The 16,851-nt window shown below is 65.5% G+C and carries 13 protein-coding genes; 1 reads left to right on the top strand and 12 read right to left on the bottom strand.

The features are described 5' to 3' along the window. Window positions 1-7: 7 nt before the first annotated feature. The 8 genes from F2P44_RS05610 to F2P44_RS05575 form a co-directional block, all read right to left on the bottom strand. The gene (locus tag F2P44_RS05610) at window positions 8-1,237 is read right to left on the bottom strand and encodes an alginate O-acetyltransferase AlgX-related protein (RefSeq protein WP_167085740.1); all 1,230 of its coding nucleotides are present in this window, start codon (window positions 1,235-1,237) and stop codon (window positions 8-10) included. A gap of 1 nt (window position 1,238) precedes the next feature. Continuing rightward, entirely contained in the window at window positions 1,239-2,624 is a 1,386-nt protein-coding gene (locus F2P44_RS05605; RefSeq protein ID WP_167085739.1) for an MBOAT family O-acyltransferase, read from the bottom strand. 108 nt (window positions 2,625-2,732) lie between these two features. Then, a complete protein-coding gene (locus F2P44_RS05600; protein WP_167085738.1) occupies window positions 2,733-3,935 on the bottom strand; it encodes a hypothetical protein in 1,203 nt (400 codons plus the stop codon). A gap of 1 nt (window position 3,936) precedes the next feature. Then, window positions 3,937-5,361: an MBOAT family O-acyltransferase gene (locus F2P44_RS05595; protein WP_167085737.1), complete on the bottom strand. Its 1,425-nt coding sequence runs from the start codon at window positions 5,359-5,361 to the stop codon at window positions 3,937-3,939. A 143-nt stretch (window positions 5,362-5,504) separates the two neighbouring features. Continuing rightward, the gene (locus F2P44_RS05590; RefSeq protein ID WP_167085736.1) at window positions 5,505-7,253 is read right to left on the bottom strand and encodes a hypothetical protein; all 1,749 of its coding nucleotides are present in this window, start codon (window positions 7,251-7,253) and stop codon (window positions 5,505-5,507) included. 40 nt (window positions 7,254-7,293) lie between these two features. After that, complete coding sequence (locus F2P44_RS05585; protein WP_167085735.1) at window positions 7,294-7,680, bottom strand: GtrA family protein; 387 nt, start codon at window positions 7,678-7,680, stop codon at window positions 7,294-7,296. A gap of 15 nt (window positions 7,681-7,695) precedes the next feature. Continuing rightward, entirely contained in the window at window positions 7,696-8,640 is a 945-nt protein-coding gene (locus tag F2P44_RS05580; RefSeq protein WP_167085734.1) for a glycosyltransferase family 2 protein, read from the bottom strand. Window positions 8,641-8,785: 145 nt separating this feature from the next. Next, entirely contained in the window at window positions 8,786-10,297 is a 1,512-nt protein-coding gene (locus tag F2P44_RS05575) for a DEAD/DEAH box helicase (RefSeq protein WP_167085733.1), read from the bottom strand. 312 nt (window positions 10,298-10,609) lie between these two features. Between F2P44_RS05575 and F2P44_RS05570 the strand changes: the two genes are divergently transcribed. After that, window positions 10,610-13,732 (top strand): ligand-binding sensor domain-containing diguanylate cyclase, encoded by a 3,123-nt coding sequence (locus F2P44_RS05570; RefSeq protein ID WP_167085732.1) that lies wholly within the window; start codon window positions 10,610-10,612, stop codon window positions 13,730-13,732. Between the two features lie 268 nt (window positions 13,733-14,000). Here the strand turns inward: F2P44_RS05570 and F2P44_RS05565 are convergent, their stop codons facing one another. The 4 genes from F2P44_RS05565 to F2P44_RS05550 all read right to left on the bottom strand — a co-directional run bounded on the left by F2P44_RS05565 (window position 14,001) and on the right by F2P44_RS05550 (window position 16,740). After that, a complete protein-coding gene (locus F2P44_RS05565) occupies window positions 14,001-14,240 on the bottom strand; it encodes a hypothetical protein (RefSeq protein ID WP_167085731.1) in 240 nt (79 codons plus the stop codon). Continuing rightward, window positions 14,237-15,013, bottom strand: a complete 777-nt coding sequence (locus F2P44_RS05560; RefSeq protein ID WP_167085730.1) for a hypothetical protein — start codon at window positions 15,011-15,013, stop codon at window positions 14,237-14,239. Before F2P44_RS05560 ends, F2P44_RS05565 begins: the two co-directional genes overlap by 4 nt. A gap of 239 nt (window positions 15,014-15,252) precedes the next feature. After that, a complete protein-coding gene (locus F2P44_RS05555) occupies window positions 15,253-15,999 on the bottom strand; it encodes a hypothetical protein (RefSeq protein ID WP_167085729.1) in 747 nt (248 codons plus the stop codon). 123 nt (window positions 16,000-16,122) lie between these two features. Beyond that, entirely contained in the window at window positions 16,123-16,740 is a 618-nt protein-coding gene (locus F2P44_RS05550) for an LON peptidase substrate-binding domain-containing protein (RefSeq protein ID WP_167085728.1), read from the bottom strand. Window positions 16,741-16,851: the final 111 nt, after the last annotated feature.

The following is a 16,851-nucleotide window of genomic DNA, read 5'->3' as shown; positions in this document are numbered from 1 at the left end:
GGCCGGGTCAGGGCAGCGCTTTGACCGCCAGCGCCGGCGCACCCGGCGCCACCGGCAGCATGCGCTCGGTAACGTAGCGCAGCATGTCGGTGTAGACGGCGTTGCCGTCGTGGTAGAGCAGCAGAATATCGGTCTGGTCCGGATCGCGGTACATATACGTGCGCAGCGCGGCCAGCTGCGCCGGCGAGAGCAGGTCGATATTATTGGTCGCGAAGTGCTCCACTTCGCGGTAGTAGCGCGCATACCATGGCGAGACCTTCGAGCCGAAGGAATCGGAAATGATCAGCAGGCGGCGCGCCTGCGCCTTCGGATTGCCGAAGCGGCTGACGTCGCGCAGCACCTTGCCCGCCTCCACCTCCGGAAAACAGGTCTCGCCGAAGCAGCCCGTCACCTGCGATGCCGCCAGGTCCGGCTCGACGATCTCGCTCTCCAGGCTGACCCCGTCGAACAGGTGCGACACGTCCGAATGGTGCATGTACTTCTTGGTTTGCAGCGGCGGCGCCTGGTCGAGCGGACGATGCCAGAACGTGGCCAGGCTCAGGCGCACCACCTGGTCGAGCCCCTCCCCGGTCCAGTGGAACCAGGTCTTGGGGAACAGGGTCGCGCCCTGCTTGATCTCGCGCATCTGCGCCAGCGGATACAGCATCGCCGCGCTGGAAGCCGGCGCCAGCGCGCGCGAGGCGAGCATGGCGGCGACCCCGGTATCGGTGCCCATGCAGCGCGGCGCCAGCCAGCGCGGCAAGTCTTCCGGATGCACCACTGGCGCCGACGGCACCAGCAAGAGCCTGGGCGCCAGCCCGGCCGCGCGGTAGGTATCGAACATGCGGTTAATGTAGGGCACGATGGCGGGGTCGGGCACCACGCCGCTGCACGTGCTGAGCACCGCCTGGAACGGCCGGTCGGTGGTGCTGTGGGCGGTGAGGAAGTAGCGCCCGTGGCGCCCGCTCGTCACCTGCACCGACGGGAATTCGCGAAACACCTTGAAGCGCAGGCGGTTGTTCATCTTGAGCAGCTCGCTGCGGTAGCCGAAATGGTCGTTGATCCAGGCCGTGACCTTGGCCGGCGCTTCGCCCAGCGCGTGCAAGGAGGCCGGGCGCGGCGGCAGCTGCGCCAGGTTCGGGTCGTTCGGCTTGGTGCGGGCGTCGATCACCGAGACCACGCCGGGCACCGCCAGCACGGCCACCACGGCCAGCTGCATGGCGCGCCGGCCCAGCGCCCTGAGAATAGTCTTGCTCATGTCAGAAGCGGAAATAGATAAAGGGGTTGTAGGTGCCGGCCGCGAGGCTGGCGATGCACAGCAGCGACAGGGCCGTGGTCCAGGCCAGATGGCCGCCGTGCACCAGCACGGCCGGCATGCGCACGGCCGGTGCGCGCAGGCGCCAGCAAGCGAGCACGATGCCCACCACCAGCGCCGTCAGCGAACTGGCTTGCACATCCAGGCGCCAGGGATGCAGCAGCGCCGGGTCGCCGTGGATGCCAGCCATGCTGCCCAGGTACTTGAGCGCGTACGGCACGTTTTCGGCGCGGAAAAACACCCAGCCGATCATCACGCACAGCATGGTCCAGGCCTGGGCCAGGGACGCGGGCAGGCGCGCCAGCAGCTTCGCGCCGCCCAGGCGTTCGAGCACCAGCAGGGCGCCATGCCACAAGCCCCAGATCACGAAGGTCCAGGCCGCGCCATGCCACAGGCCGCACAGGAAGAATACCAGCGCCAGGTTGAAGTAAGTGCGCAGGGGCGAAGCGCGGTTGCCGCCCAGGGGAATGTACAGGTAGTCGCGGAACCAGCTTGACAGGCTGATGTGCCAGCGGCGCCAGAAGTCGGTGATCGAGGTGGCCGAATACGGGCGGTTGAAGTTGGGCGGATAGGAAAAGCCGAGCATGTGGCCGATCCCGATCGCCATGGTCGAGTAGCCGGCGAAATCGAACAGGATCTGGATCGAATAGCAGGCCACGCCCATCCAGGCGCTGGCGGCGTCGAGGCGGGACGGATCGACCGCGAAAATGCGGTCGGCCGCGAGTGCCACGTTATTGGCGATCAAGACCTTCTGGGCCAGGCCGAGCACGAACAGGCGCAAGCCCATCCAGATGCGCGCGTTGGACAGCGAACGGTGATCGACTTCGCCTGCGATCTGGCTGTAGCGCACGATCGGGCCGGCGATCAGTTGCGGGAACATGGCCTTGTACATGGCAAAGCGCAGGAAGCTGCTTTGCGCCGTGATATCGCGCCGGTACACATCGATCAGGTAAGAGATGCCCTGGAAGGTAAAGAAGGAAATCCCGAGCGGCAGCACGATGGCCGGCAGCGCCCCTTCGCGCAGGCCCAGGCCATTGAGGATGCCGGCGAAAAAGCCCAGGTATTTGTAATACCCCAGCATCGCCAGGTTGAGCACCACCCCGGTCACCAGCAGCGCCTTGCGGCGCGGGCCGGCGCGCGCGATCAGGTAGCCGACGCTGTAATTGAGGAAGGCCGACAGCAGCAGCAGCGGCACGAAGCGCGGTTCGCCCCAGGCATAGAACAGCAGGCTGCCGGCCAGCAAGACCGTGTTTTTCCAGGGGAGGAGGTAATACAGCAGCAAAAAGCCGGGCAGGAAATAGAAAAGGAAGACCGCTGAACTAAATACCATGGGTGTCTCGTCAGAAGAAAACAGCGGCGGCGGCCCGGGAGGGCGCGCCGCCGATCGGCAGTACGTTGTTGCTCATCACCGGCAACCGGCCGCGCCGGGCCCGCTGCCTTACTGCTTGGCCGCCAGCGGCGGCGGCAAGATCATCTGGGTACCATTGCGCAGCACGTCATACATGGCGCCGCCATCGTGATACAGGAACAGGATATCGGTATCGGCCGGGTTGCGATACAGATATTTCTTCATTTCTTCCATCTGTTCCGGCGTCAGCTCGTGCGTGTGGTTTGTACAGAAATGTTCCACCTCGCCGTAGTAGCGCGCAAACCACGGCGACATTTTTTCGCCGAAGGAATCCGAGATGATCAGCAGGCGGCGCTTGGGCGCCTTCGGATTGTTGAAGCGGCTGACGTCGCCCAGGATGCGCGCAATGGCCGGCATCTCGGGGAAGCACTCGCCGCCGAAGCACGCCTTGATGCCGGACGCGCCCAGGTCGGGCTCGACCACATCGCTTTCGAGCTTGACGCCGATGAACATATGCGACATGTCCGAGCCGCCCTTGTAGCGGCGCAGCTGCATGGGCGGCTGGTCGAGCGGGGTTTTCCAGAACTGGGTCAGGGTGATGCGCGCGACCTCGTCGAGGCCATCGCCGGCCCAGTGGAACCAGGTGTTGGGAAACAGCGACGCGCGCGTCTTGATCTCGCGCATTTCCTTGAGCGGATAAAAAATCGATGCGCGCGCTTGCGGCAGCAGCTCGGGCGAGGCCAGCACGCGCGCGGCGGCCGTGTTGGTGCTGGTGCACTCTTCCACCAGGTCGGACGGCACGTCTTCCGGGTACACCGCCGGGGCCGAGGCCACCACCAGCAGTTTCGGATCCATGCCCGCCGCGTGGAAGGTGGTAAACAGCTTGTTCAGGTAGGGAATGGTGGTGGCGTTGGCCTTGCCCTTGCCGCACACGGTCGTCATGGCCTGGTACGGCCCGACAGTCTTGGCATGCGCCGCCATGAAATAGCGCCCGTTCTGGCCGTAAGCCACCTGGATCGAGGGAAACTCATGGAACAGGTTGAAACGCAGCACGTTGTCGGCCACGATGAAGTGGGTACGGAAACCGAAATGGTCGCTCACCCAGGCCGTGACCTTGGGCGGCATTTCCAGCCACTCCTGCGGCGTATGCGGACGCACCGGCAGCGGCGTGAGGTTGGGATCGTTGGGCCTGCGGGTCGCCTTGATGGACATCAGCGCCGGCACCACCAGCATGAACACGATGCAGATCTTGGCCGAGTGCCGGCCGATGCGCGCAAAAACTGTCGAAGCCATGTCAGAACCTGAAATAGATGAAGGGATTGTAGGTGCCGGCCGCCAGGCTGGTGATGCACAGCAGCGCCAGCAGGGCCGTCAGCATCGCGCTGGTACCGCTGGCCAGCACGCCCTGGCGCGTGGCCACGATCGCCGGGACCGCCTTCGCTTCGTCCTTGACGCCGGGCGCGGGCCGCAAGCGCCAGCAGGCCAGCACGATGCCGACCACCAGCGCCAGGGTGGCGGTGTGGCCGATGTCATGCCGCCATGAGTGCAGCTCGGCCTGGCCATCGTAGGCGCCGAACATGCTGCCCAGGTACTTGAGCGCGTACGGCACATTGTCGGCGCGGAAGAACACCCAGCCGATCATCACGCACAGCATGGTCCAGGCCTGGGCCAGGGACGCGGGCATGCGCGCCAGCAGCCTGGCGCCGCCCAGGCGTTCGAGCACCAGCAGGGCACCGTGCCACAAGCCCCAGATCACGAAGGTCCAGGCCGCGCCATGCCACAGGCCGCACAGGAAGAATACCAGCGCCAGGTTGAAGTAAGTGCGCAGGGGCGAAGCGCGGTTGCCGCCCAGCGGAATGTAGAGGTAATCGCGGAACCAGGTCGACAGGCTGATGTGCCAGCGGCGCCAGAAATCGGTGATCGAGGTGGCCGAATACGGGCGGTTGAAGTTGGGCGGATAGGAAAAGCCGAGCATGTGGCCGATCCCGATCGCCATGTTCGAGTAGCCGGCGAAGTCGAACAGGATCTGGATCGAGTAGCAGGCGATGCCGAGCCAGGCGCCCGGCGCGTCGAGCTTGGACGGATCGACGGCGAAGATGAAGTCGGCGGTCTGGGCCACGTAGTTGGCGATCAAGACCTTTTGCGCCATGCCCAGCACGAACAGGCGGAAGCCCATCCAGATGCGCTCGTTGGACAGCGAACGATGATCGACTTCGCCGGCGATCTGGCGGTAGCGCACGATCGGGCCGGCAATCAGTTGCGGGAACATGGCCTTGTACATGGCAAAGCGCAGGAAACTGCTTTGCGCCGTGATGTCGCGGCGGTACACGTCGATCAGGTAGGAAATACCCTGGAAGACGAAAAACGAAATGCCCAGCGGCAGCACGATGGCCGGCAGCGCCCCTTCGCGCAAACCCAGCGCATTCAGGATGCCGGCGAAAAAGCCCAGGTATTTATAGTAGCCAAGCATCGCCAGGTTGAGCGTGATGCCGGTCGCCAGCAAGGCCTTGCGCTGGCCGCCCGCGCGCGCGATCAGGTAGCCGAAACTGTAATTGAGGAAGGCCGAGAGCATCAGCAGCGGCACGAAACGCGGCTCGCCCCAGGCATAGAAGACCAGGCTTCCGATCAGCAGGATGGCATTTTTCCATGGCAGCGAGTAATACAACAGCAAGAAAATCGGGAAGAAATAGAACAGGAAAATTGCCGAACTGAAAACCATAGAATGTCTCGTCAGATAAAAACGGCGGCGATGGCGGCGCCGGATAAGCGCGCGATTATAGCATCGCCTTGTTGCGAAAAATCGAAAATTGCCACAAATCAATTATTGCAATGGGCGCAAGGAGGCGCGCCCGGTGCAGGCGTTCAGGGCAGCTTGCCGACCTCGCACAGCTGGTAGGGATCGCTGTTCTTGCTGCCGCCGAAGCCGGCTTCGTAGACGATGCAACTGGCGTCGTTGAAGGTCAGGCCGTAGCGCTTGAGGATTTCCTGGCCGGCTACATGCACGCGCAGCTGGCGCGCGATGGTGTCGGGGTCGGGCACGGCGCCGCCCTGGCGCGGGCCGGGGGCCAGGCCGTTGGCGGTGAGCATGACATACAGCGGTCCCTTGCGGGCGGCGACCATCTCGGCCACGCGCGCGGCAAATTGCGGCGACTCGGGGAAGCCCGAGCCGAGCGCGGCGAATGCCAGGCGCGACGGGAAATTCGGTATCAGCCACGACATCGGCGGGTCGCCATGCACGGTAAACACCATGCTCTGGGATGGATCGGCGAAGGCCGGCACCTGGACCTGGAAACTGGTCGGGCCATTGAAATGGTGGCCCCAGTTCACGCGCGGCATGCCGGCCACGACGGCCAGCAGCAGGCAGCTGGCGCCGATCACGCGCGCGGTCGGCAGCGCGCACAGGCGGTGCAGCAGCAGCCACAGCACCAGCGGCGCGATCAGTTCGAGCGGCACCAGGTAGCGGTAAATACCAAACAGCTTGAGCCAGATCACATACGAGAGCGCGAAGAACACCAGCAGCATGCGCGCGCCGGCAGCGTCGGCGCCCGCTGTTGCGGTGGCGGACGGCGCCGGCGCGGCCAGCCACAGGCGGCGCAGGCGCTGGGCGATGAAGACGATGAAAGCGAGGTACACGATCGGCCACAGGATCTGGGTCATCGGCAACTCGATCACGCGGCGCGGATTGAAGGTGAAGATGAACGGCCACAGCAGGAATTCGCTCAAGCCCTTGGGCACCCAGCCCATGTCGGCCACGCTGATCGGCGCGGCCAGCGGGCCCTTGAAGATATTGTTAAATTGGGGGAACAGAGGATTGCCGAACTGCTTCCACATCAGCCAGTACCAGTGGCCGGCGCTGGCGGCGATGCCGGCCAGGGTGCCCAGGCCGAACACGAAGGCGGTGCCGATACGCCGCCACAGGCTGGCGCGCAGGGTCAGCAGCGCCAGGCACAGGGCCAGCGCATAGTTGGCATTGGTCAGCTTCAAGCCGGTGCCGGCGCCGATGATCAAGCCCGCCAGCGCGGCCACCATGGCGCCGCGCGCGCCGCCGGCCAGCAGCTGCGGCCACTGGTTAAGCAGCAGCGCGATGGCGCCCAGCACGGTGAGCGTGGTCAGGTTGTCGCCCATGGTGTTGCCGAGCTGGCTGAGGAAGGCAAAGCCGGTGCAGCCGGCCAGCGCCAGCATCAGCGGCAGGCGGTAGGGCGCCGCGCCGGCCGCGGCCGGCTCGCCGCTGCGCAGCACCTGGCGCGTGATCATGAGCAGCAGCACGTAATTGAGGCCGTGCAAAAAGCCCATCACGAAGCCGGTCACGCGGGTCGGAAAATGCGTGGCCAGGCCGTAGTACAGCAAGTCGATGGTGGGATTGAAATAGCTCTGGAACTGGCCGGGATTGAGATCGAAGCCGATCTTGCCGTTCAGGAAGGCGTACGGGTTATACCAGTGATAATTGCGCAAATCCCAGTTGGCATCCTGCCCCAGCCACATCGACACCAGCCCGGCCAGCACCGGCCCGAGCCACATCGACAGGCGCAGTACCACGGCGCGGTCAAGCCCATCCCACAGGCGCACCACGCCCGCATCCAGGCGGGAAATTGCTCGAGTCACTGCATTCATGCCACACCTGCGATATAAGGGGGATTACCGTTAAGGGGGATTACCGTTGAAAGACGAACCAGCGCGCGCCGACGAAATTGACCGCCATGCCGGCCAGCGAACCGGCGCACACGCCCCACGAGAGGATGTGAGGCACGTTCGGGAAGCTCCAGACGATGGCGCTGTAGGTGGCGACATTGACCGCCCCGCCGCCGCTCATGGCCAGCAGGTAGCGCCACCATTCGGTCCACAGCGAGATGCCGGCCGGATGGAAGGTGTAGCGGCGGTTGATCTGCCAGGTGGCGAACACCGCGCACAGGAAGGAAGCGGCGCGGCCGGCATAGGGATTCATGCCGGCGCGCCGCGCCAGTTCGAGCACGGCCAGGTCGACCAGCAGGCCGGCCACGCCGGCCACGCCGAAGCGCAGCACCTGGGTACCGAGCTTCATCGCTGACTACCCGCCTCAGGCATGCTTGACGCGCGGAGCGGAAATGGCCAGGTAGGCGAAACGCTTCTGTTCGATGCGGCCCTTGGTGACGGTATCGAGGATCAGGCCGCAATTGAGCGAAATCACGCCGAACAGGCTCAGCGCAACCGACAGGATCGCGGTCGGCAGGCGCGGCACCAGGCCGGTTTCCAGGTAAGTCTGGAGCAGCGGGAAGGCCAGGCCGACAGCGGCCAGCATGAAGGCGAAAAACGCCAGCGAGAAGAAGGCCAGCGGCTTTTCGGTCTTGAACAGCTTGACGATGGTCCACAGGATGCGCACGCCGTCGCGGTAGGTATTGAGCTTGCTGACCGAGCCTTCCGGACGCGAGCGGTAAATGGTTTCGACCTCGGCCACCGGCATGCGCAACTCCAGCGCGTGCACGGTCAGTTCGGTTTCGGTCTCGAAACCGGCCGAGTGGGCCGCGAAGGACTTGGCGTAGCGGCGCGAAAACACGCGGTAGCCGGACAGCATGTCGGTGAAGGTATTGCCGAACACCGCGGCGACCGAACCGGTCAGCAGGCGGTTGCCGAAGCGGTGGCCGAAGCGGTAGGCTTCCTGTTCGGTCGAGACGCGCGTGCCGACCACCATGTCGAGGCCTTCGTCGACCAGTTTTTCGGCCAGCTGGGGCGCCACGCTGGCGTCGTAGGTATTGTCGCCGTCGACCATGATGTAGATATCGGCGTCGACGTCGGCAAACATGCGCCGGATCACATTGCCCTTGCCTTGCAGCGGCACATTGCGCACCACGGCGCCGGCGTCAAGCGCCAGGCGCACGGTGGCATCCTTGGAATTGTTGTCGAATACATACACCACGGCTTGCGGCAGGCAGGCGTTGAAGTCGCGAACAATCGCGGCAACCGTCAATTCCTCGTTATAACAAGGCACGAGGATGGCGATGCTTTGATTAATTAGTTTGTTCATGGCTAGACATTGAGTAAAAAGAGAAACGCCGCGGCGCCCGGCCGGAAAGCCAAGCGGGTGGCGGCATTGCATATAAGCAAATTATACATCCAGGCAACAATCGGCCGGCAGCGCGGCGCGCGCGAAGCGGCGCCGGGCCGGCTGCTTACTGCTTGGGCGAACCGCCGAGCAGGACGGCAATCTTCTGCTTGGGCTTGGTGCTGGTGCTGACCTGGTCGGCAATCACCGGCGTGGTCTTCTTGGCCGGCTCGTACGGGGCCAGGAACCAGGGATCGACCTTTTCGCGGCGCGGATACGGCCCCGAACGCGGACCGGAAGAACTACTGCTGGAACTGCGCTCGAAACTGCGTTCGCCGCCGCTGCTGCGCTCGGCCGGACGCCCGGCTGGGCGGGCGGCGCCGGCAGGGCTGTCGTCGCGGCGCGGACGGCGCTCGCCGGATGCGTCGCTGCGCCCGCCGCTGGCGGCGCTGCTGGCCACGAAGCCGGCCAGTTCACCGCGCGTGATGGTCTGCTTGATCAGTTTTTCGATATCGACCAGCAAGCGCTCGTCCTTGTCCGAAAACACCGACAAGGCGTCGCCCGAGGCGCCGGCGCGGCCGGTGCGGCCGATCCGGTGCACATAATCTTCGGCGTTGTACGGCAAGTCGAAGTTGATCACGCACGGCAGGTCGGAAATATCGAGGCCGCGCGCGGCCACGTCGGTGGCGACCAGCACGTCGATCTCGCCTTTTTTGAAGGCGTCGAGCGCGGCCATGCGTTCTTGCTGGGTCTTGTCGCCATGAATCGCGGTGGCCTTGATGCCGCCCTGCTCCAGGTGGCGCGACAGGCGCGAAGCGCCGATCTTGGTGTTCGAAAACACCAGCACCTGCTTGAGGTCGCGGCCGCGGATCAGGAATTCGACCACGTCGCGCTTGGCTTCGTCGGCGACCTTGTAGACGATCTGGGTCACCTTGTCGGCGGTGGCATTGCTGCGCGCCACTTCGATGGTCACCGGATCGGTCAGGAAACTGTTGGCCAGCTTCTTGATTTCCGGCGAGAAGGTTGCCGAGAACATCAGGTTCTGGCGCTTTTTCGGCAGCAGGTTGATGATGCGCTGCAAATCCGGCAGGAAGCCCATGTCGAGCATGCGGTCGGCTTCATCCATGACCAGCATCTGCACCTGGCCCAGGCTGACGTTTTTCTGTTCGATATGGTCGAGCAGGCGGCCCGGGGTGGCGATCACGATCTCGACCCCACCCTTGAGGATGATGGTCTGGCCCTTCATGTCCATGCCGCCGAACACCACGGTCGAGCGCAGCGGAGTGTGCTGGGCGTAGGCCTTGACGTTCTCGGCCACCTGCACCGCCAGCTCGCGCGTGGGGGTCAGCACCAGGGCGCGCACCGGATGGCGCGCCGGCGACATGCTGGGGCTGGCGTGGGCCAGCAGCAGCTGGATGATGGGCAGCGAAAAACCGGCGGTCTTGCCTGTGCCGGTCTGGGCCGCGCCCATGACGTCGCGCCCCTGCAGGACGATCGGAATGGCGGCGGCCTGGATCGGCGTCGGGTGGATATAGCCCTGGTCCGTCAGTGCGCGCAGGATCTCCGGCGCAAGGCCGAAATCGGCGAACTTGACGGTGGGTTCACTGTCGGCTTCGATGGTAATCGGTGTTTCAGACATAAGTTTTCCGGGCGTTGGTTCGATATGCTCTACGTCCGGACAGGCCGACGCGGGGAACTTCCAGGATGGACGGGAACGAGCCGGGCAGTGGCAAGACCGGTGGCCAGCTCGAAGTGTGCCACGACAGCGTCGGCAGAACCGGCCGTACGGACGTAGATGCAATAATAGTGCCGTAAACGATACCCTAAATCCCGGCAACTGTACATCGATATAAGATCAAGAAAGAGGTATTGCCGCAGAGTCAACTTGGTTTACACTGCCCGGGTTCCCCGGCATTCCTGGGGTGACCGGTACTGTAGACACCTATTTGACATGCCAACCGTATTTACCGCCTCCGCGCACCGCCTGTCCGCCCTGTTGCGCATGCTGCTGTGCGCCTGCCTGTGCGCTTGCCTGTGTCTGCAGGGCGCGGCCCAGGCCAGCGCCACCCCGACCTCGCCGCTGCGCTTCAAGCGCCTCGCCTCCTTCGACTCGGACGAGCTGTCCATCCTGGCGCTGCTGCAAGACCGCCAGGGCTTCGTCTGGATCGGCACCCATAGCGGCGGACTGTACCGCTACAACGGCTACCACGCGGTCAAGTACGTCAGCAACGCCAACAGCGGCGGCAACTTGCCGCACGACCGCGTGTCGGACCTGTACGAAGACGCGGCCGGCACCATCTGGGTGGCGACCCAGAACGGGCTGGCGCGCTTCAATCCCCAGACCAACAACTTCACCCGCTTCGCGCCGCCGCCGGGTCCGGGTCCGGGCGCGCAGCGCATCATCAAGGAAATCATTGGCGACGGCAAGGGCGGCATGTGGCTGGCCACCTGGGGCGGCCTGCAGCATTTCGACCCGGCCAGCGGCAAGTTTACCCTGTACCTGCACGACGCGGCGCGCTCGGGCAGCCTGGCTTCCAACGACCTGAACGCCATCGCCATGGACCAGCACGGCGGCGTGTGGGCCGCCACCTGGCCGGGCGGTCTCGATTACCTGGCGCCGGGCGCCGACCAGTTCGTGCACTACCGGGTCGACCGGCCCGAATCCCCCGATCCCAAGCTCAACATCGTGCGCGCCCTGCATTTCGCGCCCGACCGCACGCTCTGGATCGGCACCGAAACCGGGGTGGTGACCTGGCGCACCGAGCAGCCCTGGAGCGCGCGCCAGCAAGTGCCCTCGCCCGCCACCCGCATCAATTACCTGTACGGCGACCGCAACGACACGGTCTGGGCCGGCACCCTGGCGGCGGGCTTGCTGCGCTGGGATAAAGCCGCGGACCAGGCCAGCAGCACCCCCGTGCATTACGTGCACCGCGCCAACGATTCCTACAGCTTGCCGTCGGACGATATCCGCGCCGTCATGCACGACCGCAGCGGCATGCTGTGGATCGGCTCGATCACCGATGGCATCAGCCTGGTCAACCTGAACAGCGAAGGTTTCCAGCGCTACATTCCGTTCGATGTCGAGGCCAACAACCTGCGTCCCAACAATGCCATGCGCGCCATGGAAGGCGCGCCCGACGGGCGCATGTGGCTGGCCAACAATGCCGGCCTGTCCCTGTTCGACAGCGCCAGCGGCGCGGTGCTGCGCAGCTACCGCGCCGACGGCAAGCCGGGCGCGCTCAGCAGCAACATCGTGTACAGCCTGCACCAGCAGCCGGGCGGGCCGCTATGGATCGGCACCGCGGCCGGCCTGAACCGGCTGGACGGGGTCGGCGTGCCGGTCAAGGTGGTCAGCTTCGGCTCGGTCGGCAGCGACTTCATCAACACCATCGCCCCGGCCGCCGGCGGCGCCCTGTGGCTCGGCACCGGCCAGCACGTGGTGCGCTACGACCCGGCCACGGGCGAGAGCACCCAGTTCCCGTCCGACCCGGCCCGGCCCGACAGCCGCAGCGTGAACAGCACCACCAGCATCGTCGAAGACCGGCTCGGGCGCGTCTGGATGGGCTCGGAATGGGGCGGCGGCGGGCTCGACGTGCTGGACCAGGCCAGCGGCAAGTTCCGCCACCTGCGCTACCGCGCCAGCGACCCCGCTTCGCTGTCGGACAATAACGTGGTCTCGCTGTACCAGGACCCGCGCGGGCGCCTGTGGGCCGGCACCGCGCGCGGGGTGAACCAGATCCTCACCGATGCCAAGGGCGCGATCCGCTTCCAGCGCTACGAGCAGCCCGACAGCGTGGGGCAGGTCAAGATCCTGGCCATGCGCAGCGACCAGGCCGGCCAGCTGTGGCTGAGCACCGCAAATGGCTTGCTGCGGCTCGATCCGGACAGCGGCAAGGTGGCGCGCTTTTCCGCCGCGGATGGCTTGTCGGAAGGGTTTTCCACCGGCGCCGCGCACGCCGCGCCCAACGGCCGCCTGTACTTCGGCGGCGTCAAGGGCATCACCGGGGTGACCCCGGCGGCGGTGCGCAGCGTGTCGGCCCCGCCGCAGGTGGCGATCACCGATATCAGCGTGTTCAACCGCTCGCTGCGCGACGGCTGTGCGGTACCCGGGCTGCGCCTCGATGGCGCGGTGACGGCCCCGCTCAACCTGACCCTGGCCGGCGACGGTTCGGTATTCTCGATCGAATTCGCGGCCCTGCACTTCACCGATCCGGTGCGCAACACCTACAAATACCGCCTGGCCGGCTTCGACCGCGCATGGGTGGTGACCGACGCCGCCCACCGCAGCGCCACCTACACCAACCTCGACCCGGGCACCTATGTGTTTTCGGTGCGCGCCGCCAACCACCAGGGCATGTGGAGCGACAACGCGGCCAGCATGACGGTGACGATCCTGCCGCCGTGGTGGAAAACCTGGTGGTTCCGCCTGATCCTGGCCTTGCTGGCGCTGGGCTTGGTCAGCAGCGCCTACCGGGCCCGCGTGCGCGACCTGACCCGGCGCCAGAAACAGTTGCAGCACATGGTGGCCGAGCGCACCGCCGAGCTGGAAGCGAGCAACGCCAAGCTGGCGGCGCTGTCGAGCACCGATGGGCTGACCGGCATCAACAACCGGCGCGGCTTCGACACCGCGCTCGAGTCCGAATGGCGGCGCGCCGCGCGCAACGGCTATCCGGTGGCGCTGGCCATGCTCGACGTCGACCACTTCAAGAGCTACAACGACCATTACGGGCACCAGGCGGGCGACCAGTGCCTGCGCGCGGTGGCCGGTGTGATTGCCGCGCACGCGCGCCGCACCACCGACCTGGTGGCGCGTTACGGGGGCGAGGAATTCGCGCTGCTGGCGCCCGCCACCAGCGCCGCCGAAGCGCTGGAACTGGCCGGCGCGCTGTGCCTGGCGCTGGAAAAGCTGGCGCTGCCGCACGCCAAGTCGCCGTACGGGGTGGTGACGATCAGTATCGGGGTGGTGTCGCTGATGGCCGACGAGACCGGCAGCCCGGAACAGCTGGTCGAGCATGCCGACCGCGCCATGTACCGCGCCAAGACCGAGGGCCGCAACCGCGCGCTGTGCGCCTGAGTTGATCGCGGGATAAGCCGGCCAGTGTGTGGCTCCGATGTTCATGAGCGCGCGTGTAGTGCACCGTAGCTCGTACGGCTGTGCTTCCCGAACGGCACTTGCGCCGTAAGCTACAGTTTTTTTCGACGTCCCTCATGCGCTTTAAAACCAAACGGTATCCGGTTTCACGCCGAAAAACACCAAAAATGCTTGAGTGATAAATAGGAAGATCACTCAAGGAGAAAGTTCCGGGCCAAAAAAAGCGGCCTGTTGGCCGCTCGTTGTATGCTCACTTGGGTTTCCGGACGCTGGAAAACTCCGGGATGTCGATCGACGACGGTCCGAACACCGCCGACCTGCGGTCGCGGCTGATGGGCTTGCCGGCCAGGGTGACCCGGATGCGGCCTTGGGACGGCTTGAGTTCGCCAACAACTGGCGTGGCCATGGAGGCAACCCTGGCGCGGCGGGCGGCCGCCGCCAATTTGTAGGCGCTGTTCTGGTCAGGTGGCGTCTTCTTAAGAGCGGTCATGATTCAAGCTCCGGCAGGGGGAGTACGTCGTATAGGTAGTTTAGCAGAATCCTCCAGCTGCGACTGTGCGCGGTCAGGTCAAAGCGCATCTCCCTGCCGCGACCGTGCTGCGCCCACCAGTCCGGATCGGTTGCAAGCACGTCCTGAACCGTTTCACAGGCCCGCAACGCTTCCGATGGCGCTTTGCTCAGTTCAACAGGATTGAGTCCGGCGTCGAAGCCGAACTTCGGCCAGACGGCAAATCCGACGAAGCCGTCGGGATCGTCCTGATCGACCGGTCCGTTTCCAGCGGCAAAGAGCTCGATATGATCGAAACCCAGTCGGTATGCCGTGATGGCCATGAGGCCAAAGGACACGGTCGCCAGGCGCTCGGGAGCGTCGGCTGACAGAATCAGCCTGCGAATATAGAGCGCGTCGACACGAAGGGCGGTACCCTCTTCATCCCTGTAGGCGATGACGCTGGCGTTCTCGTTCTCGGCCATGAAAACGTTGTTCGACATGACGTCCAGGCCGGCCGGCGCGTCTTCTTTTTCCCTCACGGTGAGCGCCCATACGGTTGAACCGTCCGGGATCATGAACAACTTGCCCGTCTCCGCTTCGTCGAGTTCCAAGGTGGCATCGCCCGGCCTTTCAATGGTGATGCCTTCGAGTCGCTGCTTGCCATCTTTCTGATACAGCTCGCCCTGAAAATAATCGCGGGCGTTCTCCTGCGCCATCAGCAAGGCTTCCGCCGGCTCCAAGTTGTCGCGCTCAAAAGGATCGTTTTGGTCCATTCAAGCATTGAAGTGAGGGGACCGCGACCAGTCAGGAAAATATCTGGGGGTGTCTTGCAAGTTGTCGGGACATTGCGCCGGCACTTGTGCGGATCGCGGCCGCACGGCACACGTCATCTGGCGGCGTTGTGCCCGAGATCTGCCGGCAGCCGCGCCCTCGGAGGAGATGCTCACCATCACCCGCGGCTGGCCGGCCTGTGACTGTCGGGACGCTGCGCAGCCACCATGATGCGTAGCGTTCAGCGCTTCCAGCCGCGGTCGCGTGCGGCCCGTTCCGCGATCGGGTCGAGCGGGTCGGCGCTGCGCAGCGTGACCCCGTCCTGCACCGCGCGCGGCATGCCGCCGCCCGGGGTGCGGTACTCGTCGCTGGCGCCCTCCATGCGCGCATACAGGGCAATCTGCCAGCCGGCGCCGCTGCGGCACGCCAGCCCGCCGCCGTTGGCCAGCCGGAAGCTGCGGCAATATGCCCCTTCCTTGGACAGGAAACTGGTATCGATGCGCACCGGCGCGTCGGCTTCCGGCGTGCCCGAGAGCTGCTGCGTGAGCGCCTGCGCCAGCGCGCCGCGCGCCGTCATGGCGGCGCCATCGCCATCGATCAGCGCCAAGCCTTCGCGCTGCAAGGCAATGCTGATCCCGGCCCCGGCCAGCAGGCCCAGCACCAGGGTGGCGGCCAGGCCGCTCCAGACGCTCCAGGACCAGTCGCGCGCTCTTTCCTCGACCAGCGCGGCGGGCAGCGGGACGGCGCGCGCCGCGCGCACCGCATGCAGGTGCACCACCTTGGCCGAGCGCGGCGCCGCCGGCGGGCAGCGCGGCGCGCCCTCGCCCTGGCCGAAGCCGGCGAAGGCATTGCTGCGCTGGGCCTGCAACTGGCGCAAGCGTGCCGCCAGCACCGGGTCCTGGCGCAGCGCCTGTTCCAGCGCCTGGCGGGTGGCGTCGCCGAGCGCGCCATCGGCGTAGGCCCTCAGGATGTCATCGGAAAAGCTCATGCTGCCGTCCTCGTCTGATCGGGATGCCCGGCGTGCCGGGCGGCGCCGCTTGCTGGTATTGCAGGTGTTGCGCTGGTCCCTATATTATCATTCAGCCATGGCGGCATGTCACGGCGCCGCCTTTCAGGAAGTAATCAGGCCATGTTCGTCTAGCATGTCGTGCAACAATTCGAGCCGGATGACCGGATTGTCGAGCATCAACAGGCGGTATTTCTGGTCGTTCGGCAAGGGCAGCAAGTCGCACCAGCGGTTCGCGACCCAGCCGCAATCGTCGAGGCGGAATGGCGGCAGCACCGGCCAGCGCTGCTCGGGCACCTCGTCGAGCGAGGCCAGCACGCGGTCGAGGGCATCGGCCGCGCCCTGCAGTTCGGACGGCACCGGCACCGCGTGGTCGTCTTCGATCAGTTCGGTATCGGCCATCCACAAGCCGTTGGCGCGGCGTTCGCTGGCCAGGATGCGAAAGCGCGCGGCGCCACGGCAAGTGACCTGCAGCAACCCCGGCGCGCTCATGCCGCTGTCCTGCACCGAGGCCAGGGTGCCGCCCGGGTGGAAGCGCTCCTGGCCCTCGGGCGTGCGCACCTCGTGGCCTTCGGTGAGCAGCACCACGCCGAACGGGGTGCCGTTGGCGATGCACTTGCCCACCATGTCGAGGTAGCGCACCTCGAAAATCTGCAAGGGCAGCACGCCGTCCGGAAACAGGACCGTACCAAGAGGAAAGAGAGGGAAAGAGAGGGTCGCCATCGCCCCATGATGCCAGAATCCGGGCCGCCAGCGAAGCACGATTGTCAGGCCGCATGCGCAGCGGGTGATGTGTCGTCATTTTACTTTTTTTGCATCAAGCAACCCCTTTTT

The organism is Massilia frigida (assembly GCF_011682175.1).
Classification (GTDB): domain Bacteria; phylum Pseudomonadota; class Gammaproteobacteria; order Burkholderiales; family Burkholderiaceae_D; genus Telluria_A; species Telluria_A frigida.
The sequence above is the reverse complement of the archived record's forward strand: the minus strand, read 5'-3'. Positions and strand labels throughout refer to the sequence as shown.